Genomic DNA, 18,162 nt, shown 5'->3' on the forward strand with positions numbered 1-18,162 from the left:
CTCATGGGCTTGAATGTGGTCATGGGTGAGGAGGGGACCGGCCGCTGGGCCGTGGTGACCGCCGACCAGCGCGCGAGCCGCAGCGGGCCGGACCGGGTGCCGGCGGCCCTCGCCGCGCTGGAGCCGCTGGCCGACGGATTCCGGCTCGGCTTCGAACGCACCGCCGGCGACGAGATCCAGGGGCTCAGCGCCGATCCGGGCGCGATCATCGACGCCGTGCTCGTGCTGCTGCGTCTGGGGGACTGGCACATCGGCGTCGGCGTCGGCGCGGTCGAGACGCCCCTGCCGGACTTCACGCGAGCCGCCCGCGGCCCCGCCTACCTGGCCGCCCGACGGGCCGTCGGCCGGGCCGGGCCGGACTCCCCGCGGCTCGTCGCGGCCGGGGCCGGCGTCGATCGGCCGGTCGACGAGGCACAGACGGTGCTCGCCCTCGTCGCCGCCCTGGTGCGCCGTCGCAGCCGGGCGGGTTGGCAGGTGGTCGACCTCGTGGACTCCGGGCTCACCCAGTCGCAGGCGGCCGCCGGGCTCGGCATCAGCCCGCAGGCGGTCGGCCAGCGACTGCGCGCCGCGCACCACCGGGAGGTCGCGGCCGGCCTGGCCCTCGCGACCGATCGGCTCGCCGAGGCCATGGGAGTGTCGGCGGGCCCCCCTACGGTGGAGGCATGAACCCGGTGCTGATGGATCTCCTGCGCCTCCTCGTGGCCTGCGCGCTCGGAGCGGTCGCGGTGTTCGGCGGCTGCCCGCTCGTCGAGGGGCTGCTGCGGCGCGTCGACGGGCCGCGGGGCGGCCCCGAGGGGGACGACCGCCCGCGGCCCGAAGCCGACGGGGTACTGCGCGGGGGCCGGTGGATCGGCATGCTCGAGCGCGCCACCGTGTTCGGGGCGCTCCTGGCCGGCCAGCCCTCGCTGGTGGCCGTCACCGTGGCGGTGAAGGCCTTCGCCCGCTTCCCCGAGATCCGCGGGGCCCGCAGCGGCGAGGTGGCCGAGCACTTCATCATCGGCACCCTGGCCAGCCTCCTCGTCGCGGACGCCCTGGCAGCCCTGGCCGGCTGGGCGGTGCGGCTGTGGTGAGCCTGGCGCGGCGCTGGGCCGAGGACTGGCCGACCCGGCCCGAGGTGGGGGTCCGCCTGCTGGGGCTGTGGGAGGAGCCGCGGAGGCGCTACCACGGTCCGCAGCACCTGGCGGAGGTCCTCGCCGCGGGCGAGCTGCTCGGGTGCACCCGCGCCGAACGGCTGGCCCTCTGGTTCCACGACGCCGTGCAGCACGGACGCCCGGGCGAGGACGAGCGGGCCTCGGCCGCCCTGGCCCTCCGCTGGCTGCCCGCCGCCGGATGGTCCGGGGCCGAGGCGGCGGAGGTCGCCCGGCTCGTGGCGCTCACCGAGCACCACCGGCCGGCCGCGGGCGACGGCCCGGGCGCCCGGGTCTGCGACGCCGACCTGGCCGTGCTCGGCGCCCCGCCGGAGCGCTACCGCGAGTCGGTGGCCCAGCTGCGCGCCGAGCAGCCCGCTCTCGACGACGCCCAGTGGCGGGCGGCCCGCCGCGCCGTCGTCGAGGACCTGCTCGGCGCCCACCGGTACGCGACCACGACCGGCCGGGAGCTGTGGGGCGCTCGGGCCCGCGCCAATCTGCGCGACGAACTGAGCTCGTTGCGCGGCTGAAGCGCCCGGGCGGGGCGGCGGAGAGCGGACCGGCCCCCGCGGCCGCGGCCGATCGGTCCGCAGGCGCCGTGGAGCGTCGGTGGGCGCGCATAGGCTCGGAGCATGCGCCCCGTCTCCTCGATCACCCGCACCGTGGCCCCGTTCGCCGTGAAGGCCGACTTCGAGCCCTCGGGCGACCAGCCGGCAGCGATCGACGAGCTCGAGCGGCGGATCAGGGCGGGGGAGCAGGATGTCGTCCTGCTGGGCGCCACCGGCACGGGCAAGACCGCCACCATCGCCTGGCTCGCCGAGCGCCTCCAGCGGCCGATGCTCGTCATGCAGCCCAACAAGACGCTGGCCGCCCAGTACGCCACCGAGCTGCGCGGCTTCTTCCCCGACAACGCCGTCGAGTACTTCGTGAGCTACTACGACTACTACCAGCCCGAGGCCTACATCCCCCAGACGGACACCTACATCGAGAAGGACTCCAGCCTCGACGAGGAGGTCGAGCGGCTGCGCCATTCCGCGACGAACTCGCTGCTCACCAGGCGCGATGTCATCGTGGTCGCCACGGTGAGCGCCATCTACGGCCTGGGCACCCCGCAGGAGTACGTCGACCGCATGGTCACCCTCGCCGTGGGCGACGAGTGGGAGCGCACCGAGCTGCTGCGCCGGCTCGTCGAGATGCAGTACGTCCGCAACGACGTGTCCGCCGCCCGCGGCACCTTCCGGGTGCGCGGCGACACGCTCGAGATCTTCCCCATGTACGAGGAGAACGCCCTGCGCGTGGAGTTCTTCGGCGACGAGATCGACGCCCTCACGACGCTGCACCCCTTCACCGGCGAGGTCCTCACCGAGGACCGGCAGGTGCACGTCTTCCCGGCCTCCCACTACGTCGCCGGCCCGGAGCGCATGGAGCGCGCCATCGCCTCGATCGAGGCCGAGCTGTCCGAGCGCCTGTCCGAGCTCGAGGGCGACGGCAGGGGCCTCGAGGCCCAGCGGCTGCGCATGCGCACCACCTACGACATCGAGATGATGCGCCAGGTCGGCACCTGCGCCGGCATCGAGAACTACTCCCGGCACATCGACGGGCGCGGTCCGGGCAGCCCGCCGAACTGCCTGCTCGACTACTTCCCCGAGGACTTCGTGCTCGTCATCGACGAGTCGCACGTCACGGTGCCGCAGATCGGCGCGATGTTCGAGGGCGACATGAGCCGCAAGCGCACCCTCGTCGAGCACGGCTTCCGCCTGCCCAGCGCCATGGACAACCGGCCGCTGCGCTTCGAGGAGTTCGTCGAGCGCATCGGCCAGACCATCTACTCCTCGGCCACGCCGGGCCCCTACGAGCTGGCCCGCTCCCACGGCGTCGTCGAGCAGATCATCCGTCCCACCGGCCTCGTCGACCCCGAGGTCATCGTCAAGCCCACCCACGGCCAGATCGACGACCTGCTCGGCGAGATCCGCGAGCGCGCCGCCCGCGACGAGCGCGTGCTCGTCACCACGCTCACCAAGAAGATGGCCGAGGACCTCACCGACTACTTCCTGGAGCACGGCGTGCGCACCCGCTATCTGCACAGCGAGGTCGACACGCTCACGCGCGTCGAGCTGCTGCGCGAGCTGCGCACCGGCGAGTACGACGTGCTCGTCGGCATCAACCTGCTGCGCGAGGGCCTCGACCTGCCCGAGGTCTCGCTCGTGGCGATCCTCGACGCCGACAAGGAGGGCTTCCTGCGCTCGGAGCGCTCGCTCATCCAGACGATCGGCCGGGCCGCGCGCAACGTCTCCGGCCAGGTGCACATGTACGCCGACGAGATCACCCCGTCGATGGAGTCCGCCATCAACGAGACGAACCGCCGCCGGGCGATCCAGCTGGCCTGGAACACCGAGCACGGCATCGACCCGCAGCCCCTGCGCAAGAGGATCGCCGACATCACCGACATGCTCGCCCGCGAGGGCGCCGACACCGACCGACTCATGGCGTCCACCCAGTCCAGGGGCCGGCGGCCCGCGCCGCTGCCGCCCGGCTCGGCGCGGGCCGCCGACGCCACGGCGATGCCGGCCACTGAACTGGCCGGGCTCATCGGCGAGCTCACCGAGCAGATGCGCACGGCCGCCGCCGACCTGCAGTTCGAGGTGGCCGCCAGGCTGCGCGACGAGATCGGCGAGCTCAAGCGCGAGCTGCGCGCCATGGTCGAGGCGAACCGCTGAGCACGGACCCTCACCGCGGCGAATCCGGACGGGCCCCGGGACGGTCCGCCGGACAGGTGACACAATTGGTCCCGTTGAGGGGAGTACTCCACTCGTGCAGTGGTCGTCAGTACGGTGCCAGGGCACCCGGCGCTGCACTCCGCGTTCCTGAGCGGAGGGAAGAGACCTCATCCCGTGGAACGTTCGTCGTCTTCGTGGAGGCCCCGACATGCACGTCTCCGTGCTCACCTGGATCATCACCATCGTCGTCATGCTGGCCGTGCTCGTCGTCGACGCCGTGCTCATGGCCCGGCACCCGCACGTGCCGAGCGTGCGCGAGTGCGTGGCCTGCATCGGCGTCTACGTGGGCCTGGCCGCCGTGTTCGGGCTGTGCCTGCACTTCTTCGCCGGCGGCACGCACTCGGGCGAGTTCTTCGCCGGCTGGCTCACCGAGTACAGCCTCTCGCTCGACAACCTGTTCATCTTCCTCATCATCATGCGCAGGATGAGGGTGCCGCGCGAGTGCCAGCAGTTCGGCCTGCTCGTCGGCATCATGCTGGCCCTGCTCCTCCGGGGCCTCTTCATCGCCCTGGGCGCCACGCTCATCTCGCGTCTGGCGTGGGTGTTCTTCCTCTTCGGCGCCTGGCTCATCCACGCCGCCATCGACCTCGTGCGGGACTACCGCCACCACGACACGGACGACGACGCCGACGACGCCACCGAGGGGAGGCTCATGCGCTGGGTGAAGAGGGTCATCCCCTCGAGCAACGCATTCGACGAGGACAAGGTGTTCGTCCGCGTCGACGGCAGACTCCTCGCCACGAGCCTGTTCTTCGTCATCGTGGCCCTCGGCTCCACCGACGTGATGTTCGCCCTCGACTCCATCCCGGCGATCTTCGGCCTCACCCAGCAGCCGTACATCGTGTTCACCGCGAACGTCTTCGCCCTCATGGGGCTGCGCCAGCTGTACTTCCTGCTCGGCGACCTGCTCAACCGCCTCGTCTACCTGCCGATCGGCCTGTCGGTGCTGCTCGCCTTCATTGGCGTCAAGCTCGTGCTCCACGCGATGCACCACTACGGTCTGGACGCCCGGCTCGGTTTCGACGGCGAGATCCCCACCTCGGTGTCCCTGCTCGTCATCGTCGGGATCCTCGGGGTGACGGCCGTCGTGAGCGTCGCCCGGATCCGCCACGACCGCCGAGCCGTCGCGCGGGCCAAGGCCGAGCGGCTGGCCAAGGACCGGGCCCGCTTCGAGGCGACCCAGGACCAGTGGAGCTGACCGGGCGGCGTCCCGGGGGTTCTTCGGGGAGGATCGTCGCGCGGGCGGCGGACCGGTGCCGGACGGCCGGCCCGCCCGGCGGGGACGCGCACCCTCGCCGGGGCCGCGCGCGTGGTCACCAGCCGCGGACGCGCCACTCGTCGAGGTGGGGGCGCTCGGCGCCCAGGGTGGTGGGCGCGCCATGGCCGGGCAGGACGCGGACCTCGTCGCCGAAGCGGGCGAAGAGCTTCGTCGTGACGTCGCGGTGGAGGCTGTCGAAGTCGGCCGGCGAGGTGGTCCTGCCGACACCGCCGGGGAACAGCGAGTCGCCGGTGAGGAGGGTCGCGGCCGGCTCGGTCGGCGCGACGAGCGCGATCGAGCCGGGCGTGTGGCCGACGAGGCCGATGACCTCGAGCCGGTCGGCGCCGACGGCGACGGCGTCGCCGTCCCAGACCCCGGTCGGCTCGACACCGGTCCGGGACGCGATCGCGGCGACGTCCGGGGCCCCGGCGCGGAGCGCGGCGCCGGTGGCGGCGGCCATCCGGGCCAGGGCGCCGATGTGGTCCCGGTGGCGGTGGGTCGTGACGATCGTGTCGATGCGGCGCCCCCCGATCCACTCGAGGAGGCGGTCGGCCTCGTCCGCCGCATCGACCAGCACATGGTGGCCGGTCGTGTCGGTCAGCAGATACGCGTTGTTCTCCAGGGGGCCCACGACGAGGGTCTCGATGCTGACGGTCATGCTCGCCATCCTTCCGGTAGTCCGGGCAGTTCGTCCAGTGCGGGGTGGCCGGCGGGCAGCCGCCCGGTCAGCCAGCCGAGCAGCAGGGTGTCGCCGCCGCCGACCGGGGTGGGGCGGCCCCGCGCGCCGAGCCTCGCGTGGAAGCCCGAGGTCGATTCCACCTGGAGCGCCGGCAGGCTCTCGTCGTCGGTGAGCCAGTAGCAGGTCCACCCCAGCACCCAGCGGGCGATGTCGTCGTCGGCGTCGGTGATCGCGAAGCCGCAGTCGAGGTCGACGTGGTGCAGCAGCACCTCGCGCAGGCGGGCCAGCGGCAGCAGTTCGAGGCGCAGCAGGCGACCGCCGCCCAGGTCGACGAACTCCGCACCGGGGAAGGCGTCGATCTTGTCGAAGCTGCGGTGCAGCCGGCCCGCCGAGGTGTCCAGGTCGATCTGCAGATCGAGGGCCCGCCGCTCGGCGCCGCGCTCGATGTCGGTGAAGCGGTCGCGGTCCGACAGGTAGAGGGGCATGCCCACCCCGTAGGGCGCCGACTCGGCCAGCCGGGAGAAGGCGTCGGCGCTGCGCGCCAGGTGCGTGGCGACATGGGCGCGCGTCCAGCCCGGCAGCGCGCTCGGCTCGTGCCAGGCGTCCTCCTCGATCATGATCGTGTCGCCGAGGAGCTGCTGGGTCGCCTCGAGCTTGCGCCGACGGACCAGGCGGATGTCGTCCGCCCCGAGCAGGGCCCGCTGGTCGTCCAGTGATGGCATCGTCGCACCCCCTCCTGCTCCGTCCCGCGGCGGTCCCGCGCGCCGGTGCGGCGCGGGCGGCCGAACCCATCGGCGTCTGGGGAAACCGTACCCTCCCGGCGGGAGCCCGGTGACACTGCGGCGGAGCCCTCGGCGGCTGGGCCGGACGCGGTCGTCCGCGCCCGCCCCGGCGGCGGGGAAAAGCCCGTGCCCGCCCCTACCATGGGGGCCGTGAATGACGAGCTCGTGATCCGTGGCGCGCGGGAGCACAACCTGCGCAACATCAGCCTCGACATCCCGCGGGGGCGGCTGGTCGTGTTCACCGGCCTGTCGGGCTCGGGCAAGTCCTCCCTGGCCTTCGACACGATCTTCGCCGAGGGCCAGCGCCGCTACGTCGAGTCGCTGAGCTCCTACGCCCGCCAGTTCCTCGGCCAGATGGACAAGCCGGCCGTCGACTTCATCGAGGGCCTGTCGCCCGCCGTCTCGATCGACCAGAAGTCCACGAGCAACAACCCGCGCTCCACGGTCGGCACCATCACCGAGGTCTACGACTACCTGCGGCTGCTCTACGCCCGCATCGGCCGTCCGCACTGCCCGACGTGCGGCGAGCCCATCGCCCGCCAGACGCCCCAGCAGATCGTCGACCGTCTCATGGGTCTCGAGCCGGGCACGCGATTCCAGATCCTCGCCCCGGTCGTGCGGGGCCGCAAGGGCGAGTACGTCGACCTCTTCCGCGAGCTCGCCGCCGACGGCTACGCCCGGGTCCTCGTCGACGGCGAGCAGCACCCGCTGTCCGCGCCGCCGGCACTCGACAAGAGGCGCAAGCACGACATCGACGTCATCATCGACCGCGTCGTCGTCAAGGCCGGCGCCGCCGGGCGCATCACCGACTCCGTCGAGACCGCCCTCGCCTTGGCGAAGGGCCTCGTCGTCATCGACTTCGTCGACCGCGGGGCCGACGAGCCGCACCGCCGTCGCCGGTTCAGCGAGCGGATGGCCTGCCCCAACGGCCACGACCTCGAGATGGACGAGCTCGAGCCGCGCCAGTTCAGCTTCAACTCGCCGTGGGGCGCCTGCCCGAGCTGCACCGGGCTGGGCACCCAGCTCGAGGTCGACCCGGCCCTCGTCGTGCCCGACGAGACGCTCTCGCTGGCCGCCGGCGCCATCGCGCCGTGGGCCTCGGCGATGGTCAAGCGCCACTACGACCACGTCTTCGAGGCGATGGCCGCCACCGAGGGCTTCAGCGTCGACACCCCCTGGGAGGAGCTGCCCTCCACGGTCCGCGGCTTCATCCTCAAGGGCCACGACGACCCGGTCTACGTGACCTTCCGCAACCGCTTCGGGCGTGTGCGCACCTACACGCAGAAGTACGAGGGTGTTCTGCCCTACGTGCGTCGGCGCTACGACGAGGCGGAGACCGATGCGGCCCGCGACCGCTGGGGCGCCTATCTGCGCGAGATCCCCTGCCCAGCCTGCGGCGGCGCCCGCCTCAAGCCCGCCTCGCTGGCCGTCACGATGGACGGGCGCTCCATCGCCGAGCTGTGCGGGCTGTCGATCGGCGAGGTCCTCGGGGTCCTCGAGGCGATGGAGCTGTCCGAGCGCGAGGCCCGGATCGCCGCCCGGGTCGTCAAGGAGATCCGCGAGCGCCTGCGCTTCCTCGTCGACGTCGGTCTCGACTACCTCACCCTGGCCCGTTCGGCCAGCACGCTGTCGGGCGGCGAGGCGCAGCGCATCCGCCTGGCCACGCAGATCGGCTCGGGCCTCACCGGCGTCCTCTACGTCCTCGACGAGCCCTCCATCGGCCTGCACCAGCGCGACAACGAGCGGCTCCTCGAGACCCTGCGACGCCTGCGCGACCTCGGCAACACGCTCATCGTCGTCGAGCACGACGAGGAGACGATCCGCTCGGCCGACTGGGTCGTCGACATCGGCCCCGGCGCCGGCGAGCACGGCGGCGAGGTCGTCGTGAACGGCACGGTCGACGACCTCCTCGCCAGCGAGCGCTCGATCACCGGCGCCTATCTCACCGGCCGGCGGCGCATCGAGGTGCCGGCCCGGCGCCACGCCCCCAACGGCGCCGCGATCACGGTGCACGGGGCCGCCGCCAACAATCTGCGCGGCATCGACGTGGGCTTCCCGCTCGGCCAGCTCATCGCCGTCACCGGCGTCTCCGGCTCGGGCAAGTCCACGCTCGTCAACCAGATCCTCTACACGGCGCTCGCCAAGCGCCTCTACAGCGCCAAGGCGGTGCCCGGGAGGCACTACTCGATCACCGGCGTCGAGCACATCGACAAGGTCATCCACGTCGACCAGACGCCGATCGGGCGCACGCCGCGCTCCAACCCGGCCACCTACACCGGAGTCTTCGACAAGATCCGGCAGTTGTTCGCCCAGACGCCCGAGGCGAAGATGCGCGGCTACCGGCCGGGCCGCTTCAGCTTCAACGTCAAGGGCGGGCGCTGCGAGAACTGCTACGGCGACGGCACCATCACGATCGAGATGAACTTCCTGCCCGACGTCTACGTGCCGTGCGAGGTCTGCAACGGCGCCCGTTACAACCGCGAGACGCTCGAGGTGCACTACAAGGGCAAGTCGATCGCGCAGGTGCTCGACATGCCCATCGAGGAGGCCGCCGAGTTCTTCGAGCCGATCGGCTCGATCCACCGCCATCTCGCCACCCTCGTCGAGGTCGGGCTCGGCTACGTGCGGCTGGGCCAGCCGGCCACGACGCTGTCCGGCGGCGAGGCCCAGCGCGTCAAGCTCGCCGCCGAGCTGCAGAAACGCTCCACCGGTCGCACCCTCTACGTCCTCGACGAGCCCACCACGGGCCTGCACTTCGAGGACATCCGCAAGCTCCTGGCGGTGCTCGGCAGGCTCGTCGACGCCGGCAACACGGTCGTCGTCATCGAGCACAACCTCGACGTCGTCAAGACCGCGGACTGGGTCATCGACCTGGGCCCCGAGGGCGGCAGCCGCGGCGGCACGGTCGTCGCCCAGGGCACGCCCGAGCAGGTCGCCAGCTGCGCCGACTCCCACACCGGCCGCTATCTCGCGAGGTACGTCCGGCCCGATCCCGACGCGGCGCCGCTGCCGCCGCGCCCCGGGGTCCCCACGGCGTCCCAGCTGCGCGCCCGGGCCCGGCTGCGCGGGGCCGAGAGGACGGCGGGCCGCAGGACCGCCAAGAGGACGTCGTCCGCCCGGGCCGGTGCGGCGCGGACCTGAGGCCGCCGCGGGCCGCCCCGGACGGCGGAATGATCGGGGCAGCGGGGCGCCCCTCACCGGCGGGCGGTGGCGCCGCGGCGTCGGGGTCCGGCGCGGACCGGCTCAGATGACCTCGTCGTTGTCGAGCCGGTAGACCCGGGCGATGCGACGGGTGCCGTCGGCGCGCAGCGACTGCTCGGCCGACTTGTGGACGAAGACGAAGCCGAGCTTCTGGATCGCCTTGTTCGCGCGTTCGTCGGTGTCGTCGGCGCGCATGACGACGCCGGAGCAGTCGTTCGCGCGGGCCTCGTGGATCATGAGACGCACCAGGCGCAGGTGCAGGCCGGTGCCCCAGACCCGCGGCGACAGATAGGTGGCGCCCAGTTCGACGCACTCCCCGCGGCGGAAGTGGCTGGAGGTGCCGATGACCTCGCCGTCGAGGCTGACCGTCCATGTGATGCGCTCGGGGCCACCCTCCCGCTGGGCGAGTCTGGCGGCGAGGTCGTCGGGCCCGTCCGGCATGCCGCGGGGCGCCGAGCCCCAGACCTCGGGGAAGGCCAGCGCCTCCCACAGCGGCCCGGCGTCGCGGGCCGGGTCCCAGCGCTGCGCCGTGAGGTCGCCTGCGGTGAGCGTCGTCTCGGCGAATGGCCAACGAAGCATGTCTCAACCCTTCGATGCGAGGACGCCCGGCGCCCGGGCGCCGGGGACGGCTTCTCCGGCCCACGCTAGCGTGCCCGCGCACGGGGCCCCGACCGGGGCCCGTGAGGTTCAGGACGGCGTCCGGACGGGTGCCCGCCCGGACGGATGCTTCAGGACCCCGTCTTCGCCTTGGACCGCTCGAGCGCCTTCCGGCGAGCGGCCTCGGAGCGCTCGGCGATCTGCGCGGCGTGCTGGTCGTCCCGGGTGAGGTTGCGCCCCGACTCGGGGTCGAAGACCATCATGTCCTCGGGCAGGAAGAACAGCGAGGCCTCCTCGCCCTCGAGGACGTGCGAGCTCGGGTCGAGGTTGACGATGAACTGCGTGCGCAGGCCCTCGCCGTCCAGGTCCCGGTCGAGCTCCTCGAGGGTGCTCTGCACCGCCGGGTCCGAGGCGAAGGGCACATAGGCGTACTGCTCATTGCCGAGCCACTCGGTGACGTCCACCGTGCTGGAGAAGACGACGGCGCCAGCCGGAGGAGTGCGCACCTCGGCGTCCTTGATGGCCTCGGGCCGCAGGCCCACGACAACGACCTCCGTGCCCTTCAGCTCGTCGCGGATCCCCTCGGGGATCGGGGCGCTGACCATCGGCAGCTCGAGGCGGTCGTCGCGCACCCGGGCGGGCAGGAAGTTCATCGGCGGGGAGCCGATGAACCCGGCGACGAAGAGGTTGACCGGCTCCTCGTAGAGCTCGCGGGGGGACGCGCACTGCTGGAGCACGCCTTTGCGCATGACGGCCACGCGGTCGCCCAGCGTCATGGCCTCGGTCTGGTCGTGGGTGACGTAGACCGTCGTGATGCCGAGCCTGCGCTGCAGCCGGGCGATCTCCGTGCGCATCTGGCCGCGCAGCTTGGCGTCGAGGTTGCTGAGCGGCTCGTCGAAGAGGAAGGCGTCGGCGTCGCGGACGATGGCCCGCCCCATGGCCACGCGCTGGCGCTGGCCGCCGGACAGGTTGGCGGGCCTGCGGTCGAGGTGCTCGGTGAGCTCGAGCATCTCGGCGGCCTCGCGCACCCGCTGGTCGACCTCCTCCTCGGGGATCCTGTTGTGCCCCAGGCGCAGCGGGAAGGCGATGTTGTCGCGCACGCTCAGGTGCGGGTAGAGCGCGTAGTTCTGGAAGACCATCGCGAGGTTGCGGTCCTTCGGCGCCAAGTCGTTCACGCGCCTGCCATCGATCTCCAGATCGCCGCTCGTGATGTCCTCCAGACCGACGACCATGCGCAGCGTCGTCGACTTGCCGCAGCCCGAGGGGCCGACGAGGATCATGAACTCGCCGTCGGCGATGTCCAGACTGATGTCGTTGACGGCCTTGAAGCCGTCGCCGTACTCCTTGCAGATGTTCTTCAGAGTGATCTGGGCCATGGTGGTTTCTCCTAACCGGGTCAGCCCTTGACGGCGCCGGAGGTGAGCCCGGAGACGATCTGGCGCTGGAAGAGGAGGACGAGCAGGACGACGGGGATGGTCACGACGACCCCCGCCGCGCAGATGGCGCCGGTCGGCGACTCGAACTGACTGGCACCGGTGAAGAAGGCCAGCGCCGCCGGGACCGTGCGGGCCTGGTCGCTGGTCAGCGACATGGCGAACACGAAGTCGTTCCACGCCGTGAAGAAGGCGATGATCGCGGTCGTGAAGACGCCGGGCGCGGCGAGCGGGACGATGACCTTGCGGAACGCCTCCCAGCTCGTGGCGCCGTCGACCTGGGCGGCCTGCTCCATCTCCCAGGGGATCTGCTGGAAGAACGCGGACAGCGTCCAGATCGCCAACGGCAGGGTCAGCACGAGATAGGGCAGGATCAGGCCGGGGATCGTGTCGAACAGGTGGATGCGGCGCCACAGGTCGAACAGTGGGGTGACGAGCGAGATGACCGGGAAGAAGGACACCGTGAGGGCGGTCCCGAGGATCATCCGCTTGCCCGGGAAGTCCAGGCGGGCGATCGCGTAGGCGCAGAAGGTCGCGAGGATCACGGCGACGAGGGTGGCGATGACCGCGACGAGGATCGAGTTGCGCAGCGCCGGCAGGAAGAGGTTCTTCGCGCCGCCGGTGAAGATGAGCCGGTAGTTCTCCAGCGTCGGGCTGTGGGCCCAGAACTTCCCGTCGGCCCGGTCGGCCGTCGACTTGAGCGACATGTTGAGGATCCACAGCAGCGGGACGACCGTGTAGACGATGATCGCCACCGAGGCGACGGTCTGCCAGAATCTCCGGGCGCCGGACAGCTCACGATTCATAGCCGGTCACTTCCTTCCGCCGGCCAGGTCGACGCGGAACCCCTTGACGAAGATCACCGCGATGATGACGACGCAGACGAACAGCAGCACCGACACGGCCGAGCCGAGCCCGACCTCGGTGCGCGAGATCGTCTGGTTGTAGGCGATCAGCGACAGCGACGAGGTGTCGTGGCTGCCGGCGGTCATGATGAAGATGTTGTCGAAGATCCGGAAGGCGTCGAGCGTGCGGAACAGCAGCGCCACCATGATCTGGGACTTCATGTTGGGAAGGATCACCTTGCGCAGCCGCTCGCCCCACGTGGCGCCGTCGACGACCGCCGCCTCCTCCATCGCACTGTCGATCTGGGTCAGGCCGGCGAGCAGCAGCAGCGACATGAATGGGGTGGTCTTCCAGATCTCCGAGCCGCAGATCGGCACCATCGAGCTCCAGAAGCCGCCGAACCAGTCGTAGTCGGCCGGGAACAGCCCGAGGGACAGCTTGTGGAGCAGCGGGTCGACGAAGCCGGTGTCGGTCGCGAAGGCGTAGAACCAGGAGAACGCCGAGACGACGGTGATGATCGAGTAGGGGATGAGCACGACGGTGCGCAGCAGCCCCCGCCCATGGACGATCTTCTCCATTGCCAAGGCGATCGCGAAGCCGAGCACCAGCTCGACGACGACGGTGACGACGGTGATGAAGGCCGTCGTGCCGAACGCCCGCCACCACAGCGGGTCGGTGAGGATGATCCCGTAGTTGCGCAGGAACACGAAGTCCCGCCCGCCCGGATCGGTGAGGCGGTACTTGAACAGCGAGGTGTAGACCGCCTGGAGGATCGGGTAGAAGGTGACGAGGATCATGATGACGAAGGCCGGCCCGGCCAGCTTCCAGCCGAGCCTGCGCTCCTCGCGGGCCCGGTCGCTCAGGTGGGGCCTGGCGGTGTCGGGGGCGGTGCTCATAGCAGGGCCTCCCCGCGCAGGACCTTCATGATGAGCTCGGTCGACTCGGCCGGGGTGCGCGACGGATCGACCTGCTCGGGCGGCGACCAGGTGCGCTGGATGGCGGCGGACAGATCGCCGTAGTAGGCGGTGCGGGGCCGCTGCACGGCGTTGTTCAGAGACTCCCTGAAGACGTCGGCCATGGGGAACTGCTCGGCGATCTCCGGGTCGTCGAACACCGACGAGCGGGAGGCGGCGTTGCCCGTGCCGAGCATGTACTCCTTCTGGTGCTCGGCGCTCGTGATGCACGAGATCGCCCGCCAGGCCTCGTCCTTGTGCTGCGAGGCCGTGTTGACGCCCAGCTCGATGCCGCCGAAGGGGGGCGCCGCCTCCTTGTCGGCGTCGACCCGCGGGTACGTGGTCCAGCCGATGTCGTCGAAGAAGGACAGGTCGTTCTCCTTCATGGCGGCGTAGACGTACATCCAGTTGAGCATGAAGCCCGAGGTCGCCTCGTCCTGGAACATGTTGAGCGAGGTGGTCTCGGTCATCGACGACAGGGCGGGGCCGACGGCCCCGGAGGAGGCCAGCTCCTGGATGACCTCGGCGGCGCGCCGGCCCTCGGGCGTGTCGAGCCCCAGCCGAGTGTCCTCGGCCGTGGCGCCCTCGTTCTGCACGATCGTGCCGCCGGCGCCGGCGACGAGGGCGTTGACGAAGACGGTGTAGCCCTCGTAGCGCTTGGCCTGGACGGCGAGGTCGGTGCCGGTGGAGCGGGCCGCCGCGGCGAGCTGGTCGAAGGTGACCGGCCGGGTCATGTCGAGCCCCGCTGCGGCGGCCACCGACTTGCGGTACCACAGCAGCTGCGTGTTGGCCCAGAAGGGCGCCGCGACGAGGGCGTCGTTCCAGTGGGAGGCGTCGAGGGAGCCCTGCACCCGGTCCTCGGTGAAGTCGGCGACGTACTGGTCGGGGACGTTCACGAGGTAGCCGGCCTCGGCGAACTCGGGGACGACCACCGGGTCGAGGCTCATGATGTCGACCCCCGAGTCGTGGGCCGCCAGTCTGCGGATGAGCTGCTGGCGCTGGTCGGAGGCCTCGTTCGGCAACAGCTCGACGTTGATGGTGTAGGTGCCGCCGGAGGCCTGGGAGCACTCGGCGGCGAGCTGCGCCTGGCCCCCTCCGGTGGGCGAGGAGCCGCCGCCGTCGGGATTGATGAACCAGGTGAGGGTGTCGGTGCCGGCCGTCCCGCCGCCGGAGCACCCGGTGAGCCCGGAGACGGCGAGGGCGAGAAGGCAGCCTCCCAGGACGGGTGCGAGAGATTTCCTCGATCTCATGGTCTTCCTGCCTCGTTGCATGAATGTGGTCCTGATCATAGTCGAGGGGCCACATTCCCGGGCGGCACCGGGGGGCGTTCGCGGTGAGCGAACGCCCCCCGTCAGGCCCCTTTACCGGGAGCCCAGCGCCTGCCTCAGGCTCACCCGGCCGTGGGTCTGCAGCAGCGAGCGCCGGTAGATCCTCGAGCCCGCCCAGACCACCAGCGGGGTGATGGCCAGCGTGACCGCCAGGGCGATGACCGCCTGCCACCACGGGGCCGTCCCGGTCGCCAGACGCACCGGCATGAGCACGCAGGACACGAGCGGCACGAAGGACAGGACGCTCTGGGCCGGGCCGTGGACGGCGAAGCCGACGACGTAGATCGCCAGGAGCAGCCAGGTCAGCGGCTGGGAGGTGTGCTGGAGGTCCTCCTGCGAGCTGGCCAGGGCGCCGGCGGCCGCCCACAGGCAGGCCAGGGTGCAGAAGCCGACCAGGAAGAAGGCGAGGAACCAGGCGAGGGAGCCGGACAGCCCCGGCAGCACGGCTCCGAGCCCGGTCCGCGAGACGCCGAGGAGCCCGACGATCGTGTAGAGGGCCATCTGGCCCAGGGCCATGAGGGTGTTGCCGACGATCTTGCCCAGCAGCAGCTGGTGGGCCGGCACCGCTGCCGTGAGGATCTCGATGACCCGGGACTGCTTCTCGGCCGTCACCGACTGGGCGATCTGCATGCCGAACATCATCGAGGAGACCATGAACAGCGCGGCGAAGGCGATGCCGACGAAGTAGCCCCGCATGGTGAACCCGGCGTCGGGGTCGAGCTCCTCGCTCGTGACGCTCGTCGCCGCGGCCAGCTGCTCGTCGCCCATGCCGGTCTGCTCGGCGAGCCGGGCCAGGGCGGTCTGGGAGGCGGCCGTGCTCGTGTAGGAGAGCAGCTGCTCGTCGGCGGAGCCGCCGAAGGTGAGCACCCAGCCGGTGCCGGTCTCGTGCAGCCAGGCCGTGTCGTCGTCGCCCAGTTCGGCGCGGGCGGCCGTCTCGTCGGCCGCCTCGGCGAGCTCGATCCGCGCGGAGGATCCGTTGGCCCCGGCCACGGAGCCGATGGCCTGCGCCACCCGGGCCGAGGCGGGGTCGGAGGTCACGACGGTCCAGGTCTTCTGCTGGGAGCTCGACCAGATGGAGAAGCCGAGGCCCCCGGCGATGATGACGAGCATGAGGATGGTCGAGATGATGAAGCTCCGGTCGCGGAGCCTGACGGACATCTCGTGCCCGGCGACGATGCGCCACTGATTCCCGGGGCCCGTTCCGACGGTGCTCATCGGGTCACCTCCCGGTAGATCTCGGCAAGGGTGGGACGGACCTCGGCGAGCTCGCGCACGTCGCCGCGGGCCAGCGCCTCGGTCAGCAGCGCGCGCCGGGCGTCGGCGGTCTCGAGGGTCAGCAGTGCGGTGGGGCCGGCCACGTCGAGGACGGTGATGCCGGGCAGGTCGCGCACCCAGCCCGTGTCGACGTCCATGACCAGGCGGTGGCGGGACTCGCCGCCGGCCTCCAGCTCCTCGCGGGTACCGGCCGCCACGACCCGCCCGTGGGAGAGGATGACGAGCCGGTCGCACAGTCGCTCGACGAGGGAGAGCTGGTGGGAGCTGAACAGCAGGGGGACTCCGGCCGCGGTGCGCGTGCGCAGCACCTCGGCCAGCGAGTCGACGGCCTCCGGGTCGAGGCCGCTGAAGGGCTCGTCGAGGATGAGAGCGGCCGGCTCGGTCATGACGGCGGCGGTGACCTGGACGCGCTGCTGGTTGCCGAGGGAGAGCTTCTCGAGCTTCTCGTCCGTGCGCTCGCCCAGGCCGAAGGCCTCGAGCAGCGCCACGGCCTCGGCGCGGGCCGCCGCGGCCCCGGCGCCGTGCAGGCGGGCCAGGTAGACGAGCTGGTCGAGCACTCGCTGTTTGGGATAGAGCCCGCGCTCCTCGGGCATGTAGCCGATCCGGCGGCGCTCGGCCGCGGTGATCGGGGCGCCGTCCCACAGGACCTCGCCCGCGTCGGGGCCGAGCAGGCCCATGATCATGCGCATCGTCGTCGTCTTCCCCGCGCCGTTGCCCCCGACGAAGCCGACGGTCGCCCCGTCGGGCACCTCGAGGCTCACGTCGTCGACGGCGACCAGCTCGCCGAACCGCCGGGTGAGGTGTCGTGTCTCGAACATGACGACAAGTCTGCCGGTCCGTCCGCGCTCGCGCATCGGCCGTCCAGGGGAACTCGGGCCCGCCCGTCCCGCGCGGCCTCGTCCGAAGGGATGAGTCCCGGTGCGGTCAGTCCGCCAGGCCGTGCCGGAAGGCCCAGGCCACCGCTTGGACCCGGTCGCGCAGTCCCAGCTTGGCCAGCAGGTTCGAGATGTGGGTCTTGACGGTCGTGTCAGGGCAGGCGTAATAAAAGATGACATCAGTGCGGGCTCCCAGGGCTGAGGGTCAACAGACACTACCCATCGTCCCGCGGAGCCCGCGCCCCAGCTCAACGACACATCAGCCCCACCCACCGACCCTGCCGACCCACGGGGTCTTGATCTTCCACGCGGGCAAGCTTCGCGTTCAAACAACATGAGGCACGTCGACGTGTTGACAGCACACCCCCGACGGGTTATACACTTCATCTCAGGGGGATCATGGAAGATCTTCCTGAAATCAACGAATTACCCTTACCCTTACCCTTACCCTTACTCTTAGCCGATGTTAGGTGATCACGATGGTTGAGTTCGTTGAACACGATTCTCCGTGCGATTCCTTGTGCGATTTATACATCGAGACGGATGCACTGTTTGAACAAGTCCAGTTGGAAGAGCTAGATTCTTTGGTGAGTGCCGGGTCATCCTCGGCAAGCTCACTTAGTTCAGTCAGCACGCTGTCGTGCCCTGGCGGATGTGTCTACAGCTACACGACAGTGTCGTCCGCATCGTAGAAGGGAGATTCTCATGAACCGTCAGAGGGGACACGGTGAAACTGTCCGTATGGACGATGCTTTGTTCATTGGTGAGCCTCTTGCCGTGGGGCTACCTGATATTTCTCTGTCGACAGTCGAAGATCTGTGGGTCGAATCCATGCCAGACCAGGTCAGTGCCGGTTGCTGTTGGACTTCGGCCGGGTGCTTCACTTCGCTGGGGACCTTCGGATCTTGCGCGTCGTCAAGTACCTCGGCGAGTACCGCGTCCTGCTCCTGCTGACTGCCCTGGTGCCCGGGCTGGCCACGTCATGGCACCGTGCAATTCCGAGTTTTTCTATTAAAAGGAGGTGTCTGATG

General features: G+C 70.8%; 18 protein-coding genes. 8 read left to right on the top strand and 10 right to left on the bottom strand.

Going from position 1 to position 18,162, the window contains the following annotated elements:
* Positions 1 to 21: 21 nt before the first annotated feature.
* From EGX94_RS10065 to EGX94_RS10085, 5 genes are all read left to right on the top strand, one after another.
* Positions 22 to 666: a hypothetical protein gene (locus EGX94_RS10065; RefSeq protein WP_028706916.1), complete on the top strand. Its 645-nt coding sequence runs from the start codon at positions 22 to 24 to the stop codon at positions 664 to 666.
* Complete coding sequence (locus tag EGX94_RS10070; RefSeq protein WP_226906023.1) at positions 663 to 1,070, top strand: hypothetical protein; 408 nt, start codon at positions 663 to 665, stop codon at positions 1,068 to 1,070. Before EGX94_RS10065 ends, EGX94_RS10070 begins: the two co-directional genes overlap by 4 nt.
* The gene (locus EGX94_RS10075) at positions 1,067 to 1,657 is read left to right on the top strand and encodes an HD domain-containing protein (protein WP_123826251.1); all 591 of its coding nucleotides are present in this window, start codon (positions 1,067 to 1,069) and stop codon (positions 1,655 to 1,657) included. The genes EGX94_RS10070 and EGX94_RS10075 overlap by 4 nt, the downstream gene beginning before the upstream one ends.
* A gap of 102 nt (positions 1,658 to 1,759) precedes the next feature.
* Positions 1,760 to 3,844, top strand: coding sequence for an excinuclease ABC subunit UvrB (gene uvrB, locus EGX94_RS10080; RefSeq protein WP_021796180.1), 2,085 nt, complete (start codon positions 1,760 to 1,762; stop codon positions 3,842 to 3,844).
* Positions 3,845 to 4,052: 208 nt separating this feature from the next.
* Positions 4,053 to 5,102, top strand: coding sequence for a TerC/Alx family metal homeostasis membrane protein (locus EGX94_RS10085; protein WP_021796181.1), 1,050 nt, complete (start codon positions 4,053 to 4,055; stop codon positions 5,100 to 5,102).
* 115 nt (positions 5,103 to 5,217) lie between these two features.
* Here the strand turns inward: EGX94_RS10085 and EGX94_RS10090 are convergent, their stop codons facing one another.
* Positions 5,218 to 5,820, bottom strand: coding sequence for an MBL fold metallo-hydrolase (locus tag EGX94_RS10090; RefSeq protein ID WP_021797106.1), 603 nt, complete (start codon positions 5,818 to 5,820; stop codon positions 5,218 to 5,220).
* A complete protein-coding gene (locus EGX94_RS10095; protein ID WP_021797107.1) occupies positions 5,817 to 6,563 on the bottom strand; it encodes a maleylpyruvate isomerase family mycothiol-dependent enzyme in 747 nt (248 codons plus the stop codon). The genes EGX94_RS10090 and EGX94_RS10095 overlap by 4 nt, the downstream gene beginning before the upstream one ends.
* Before the next feature lie 201 nt (positions 6,564 to 6,764).
* Between EGX94_RS10095 and uvrA the strand changes: the two genes are divergently transcribed.
* Entirely contained in the window at positions 6,765 to 9,764 is a 3,000-nt protein-coding gene (gene uvrA, locus EGX94_RS10100) for an excinuclease ABC subunit UvrA (RefSeq protein ID WP_123826479.1), read from the top strand.
* Between the two features lie 102 nt (positions 9,765 to 9,866).
* On the opposite strand, the gene EGX94_RS10105 is transcribed toward uvrA, so the two are convergent.
* The 8 genes from EGX94_RS10105 to EGX94_RS10140 form a co-directional block, all read right to left on the bottom strand.
* Positions 9,867 to 10,403 (bottom strand): GNAT family N-acetyltransferase, encoded by a 537-nt coding sequence (locus EGX94_RS10105; RefSeq protein WP_021797776.1) that lies wholly within the window; start codon positions 10,401 to 10,403, stop codon positions 9,867 to 9,869.
* Positions 10,404 to 10,552: 149 nt separating this feature from the next.
* Entirely contained in the window at positions 10,553 to 11,797 is a 1,245-nt protein-coding gene (locus EGX94_RS10110) for an ABC transporter ATP-binding protein (protein ID WP_021797783.1), read from the bottom strand.
* Positions 11,798 to 11,817: 20 nt separating this feature from the next.
* On the bottom strand, positions 11,818 to 12,660 hold the full coding sequence (locus tag EGX94_RS10115) for a carbohydrate ABC transporter permease (RefSeq protein ID WP_021797760.1): 843 nt from the start codon (positions 12,658 to 12,660) through the stop codon (positions 11,818 to 11,820).
* 6 nt (positions 12,661 to 12,666) lie between these two features.
* Complete coding sequence (locus EGX94_RS10120) at positions 12,667 to 13,596, bottom strand: carbohydrate ABC transporter permease (RefSeq protein WP_021797761.1); 930 nt, start codon at positions 13,594 to 13,596, stop codon at positions 12,667 to 12,669.
* Positions 13,593 to 14,942 carry an extracellular solute-binding protein gene (locus EGX94_RS10125; RefSeq protein WP_021797767.1) on the bottom strand — a complete coding sequence of 450 codons (1,350 nt, stop codon included), beginning with the start codon at positions 14,940 to 14,942 and terminating at the stop codon, positions 13,593 to 13,595. Before EGX94_RS10125 ends, EGX94_RS10120 begins: the two co-directional genes overlap by 4 nt.
* 72 nt (positions 14,943 to 15,014) lie before the next feature.
* Complete coding sequence (locus EGX94_RS10130; protein WP_021797762.1) at positions 15,015 to 16,196, bottom strand: ABC transporter permease; 1,182 nt, start codon at positions 16,194 to 16,196, stop codon at positions 15,015 to 15,017.
* Positions 16,193 to 17,110 carry an ABC transporter ATP-binding protein gene (locus EGX94_RS10135; protein WP_021797757.1) on the bottom strand — a complete coding sequence of 306 codons (918 nt, stop codon included), beginning with the start codon at positions 17,108 to 17,110 and terminating at the stop codon, positions 16,193 to 16,195. Before EGX94_RS10135 ends, EGX94_RS10130 begins: the two co-directional genes overlap by 4 nt.
* Before the next feature lie 70 nt (positions 17,111 to 17,180).
* On the bottom strand, positions 17,181 to 17,327 hold the full coding sequence (locus EGX94_RS10140; protein WP_196807763.1) for a LuxR C-terminal-related transcriptional regulator: 147 nt from the start codon (positions 17,325 to 17,327) through the stop codon (positions 17,181 to 17,183).
* Positions 17,328 to 17,610: 283 nt separating this feature from the next.
* Between EGX94_RS10140 and EGX94_RS14415 the strand changes: the two genes are divergently transcribed.
* Both EGX94_RS14415 and EGX94_RS14420 read left to right on the top strand, forming a co-directional pair.
* Positions 17,611 to 17,823: a thiocillin family RiPP gene (locus EGX94_RS14415; RefSeq protein WP_123826253.1), complete on the top strand. Its 213-nt coding sequence runs from the start codon at positions 17,611 to 17,613 to the stop codon at positions 17,821 to 17,823.
* 49 nt (positions 17,824 to 17,872) lie between these two features.
* Positions 17,873 to 18,085 carry a thiocillin family RiPP gene (locus EGX94_RS14420; protein ID WP_192962647.1) on the top strand — a complete coding sequence of 71 codons (213 nt, stop codon included), beginning with the start codon at positions 17,873 to 17,875 and terminating at the stop codon, positions 18,083 to 18,085.
* Positions 18,086 to 18,162 lie beyond the last annotated feature (77 nt).

The organism is Propionibacterium acidifaciens, assembly GCF_003798325.1.
Taxonomy (GTDB): Bacteria; Actinomycetota; Actinomycetes; order Propionibacteriales; family Propionibacteriaceae; genus Propionibacterium; species Propionibacterium acidifaciens.

Excerpts from the sequence above, each read along its gene's own strand:
- EGX94_RS10065 (WP_028706916.1), top strand. The coding sequence starts at position 22 with ATGGGTGAGGAGGGGACCGGCCGCTGGGCCGTGGTGACCGCCGACCAG.
- EGX94_RS10070 (WP_226906023.1), top strand. The coding sequence starts at position 663 with ATGAACCCGGTGCTGATGGATCTCCTGCGCCTCCTCGTGGCCTGCGCG.
- uvrB (WP_021796180.1), top strand. The coding sequence starts at position 1,760 with ATGCGCCCCGTCTCCTCGATCACCCGCACCGTGGCCCCGTTCGCCGTG.
- EGX94_RS10085 (WP_021796181.1), top strand. The coding sequence starts at position 4,053 with ATGCACGTCTCCGTGCTCACCTGGATCATCACCATCGTCGTCATGCTG.
- EGX94_RS10090 (WP_021797106.1), bottom strand. The coding sequence starts at position 5,820 with ATGACCGTCAGCATCGAGACCCTCGTCGTGGGCCCCCTGGAGAACAAC.
- EGX94_RS10095 (WP_021797107.1), bottom strand. The coding sequence starts at position 6,563 with ATGCCATCACTGGACGACCAGCGGGCCCTGCTCGGGGCGGACGACATC.
- uvrA (WP_123826479.1), top strand. The coding sequence starts at position 6,765 with ATGGGGGCCGTGAATGACGAGCTCGTGATCCGTGGCGCGCGGGAGCAC.
- EGX94_RS10105 (WP_021797776.1), bottom strand. The coding sequence starts at position 10,403 with ATGCTTCGTTGGCCATTCGCCGAGACGACGCTCACCGCAGGCGACCTC.
- EGX94_RS10110 (WP_021797783.1), bottom strand. The coding sequence starts at position 11,797 with ATGGCCCAGATCACTCTGAAGAACATCTGCAAGGAGTACGGCGACGGC.
- EGX94_RS10115 (WP_021797760.1), bottom strand. The coding sequence starts at position 12,660 with ATGAATCGTGAGCTGTCCGGCGCCCGGAGATTCTGGCAGACCGTCGCC.
- EGX94_RS10120 (WP_021797761.1), bottom strand. The coding sequence starts at position 13,596 with ATGAGCACCGCCCCCGACACCGCCAGGCCCCACCTGAGCGACCGGGCC.
- EGX94_RS10125 (WP_021797767.1), bottom strand. The coding sequence starts at position 14,942 with ATGATCAGGACCACATTCATGCAACGAGGCAGGAAGACCATGAGATCG.
- EGX94_RS10130 (WP_021797762.1), bottom strand. The coding sequence starts at position 16,196 with ATGAGCACCGTCGGAACGGGCCCCGGGAATCAGTGGCGCATCGTCGCC.
- EGX94_RS10135 (WP_021797757.1), bottom strand. The coding sequence starts at position 17,110 with ATGCGCGAGCGCGGACGGACCGGCAGACTTGTCGTCATGTTCGAGACA.
- EGX94_RS14415 (WP_123826253.1), top strand. The coding sequence starts at position 17,611 with ATGGTTGAGTTCGTTGAACACGATTCTCCGTGCGATTCCTTGTGCGAT.
- EGX94_RS14420 (WP_192962647.1), top strand. The coding sequence starts at position 17,873 with ATGGACGATGCTTTGTTCATTGGTGAGCCTCTTGCCGTGGGGCTACCT.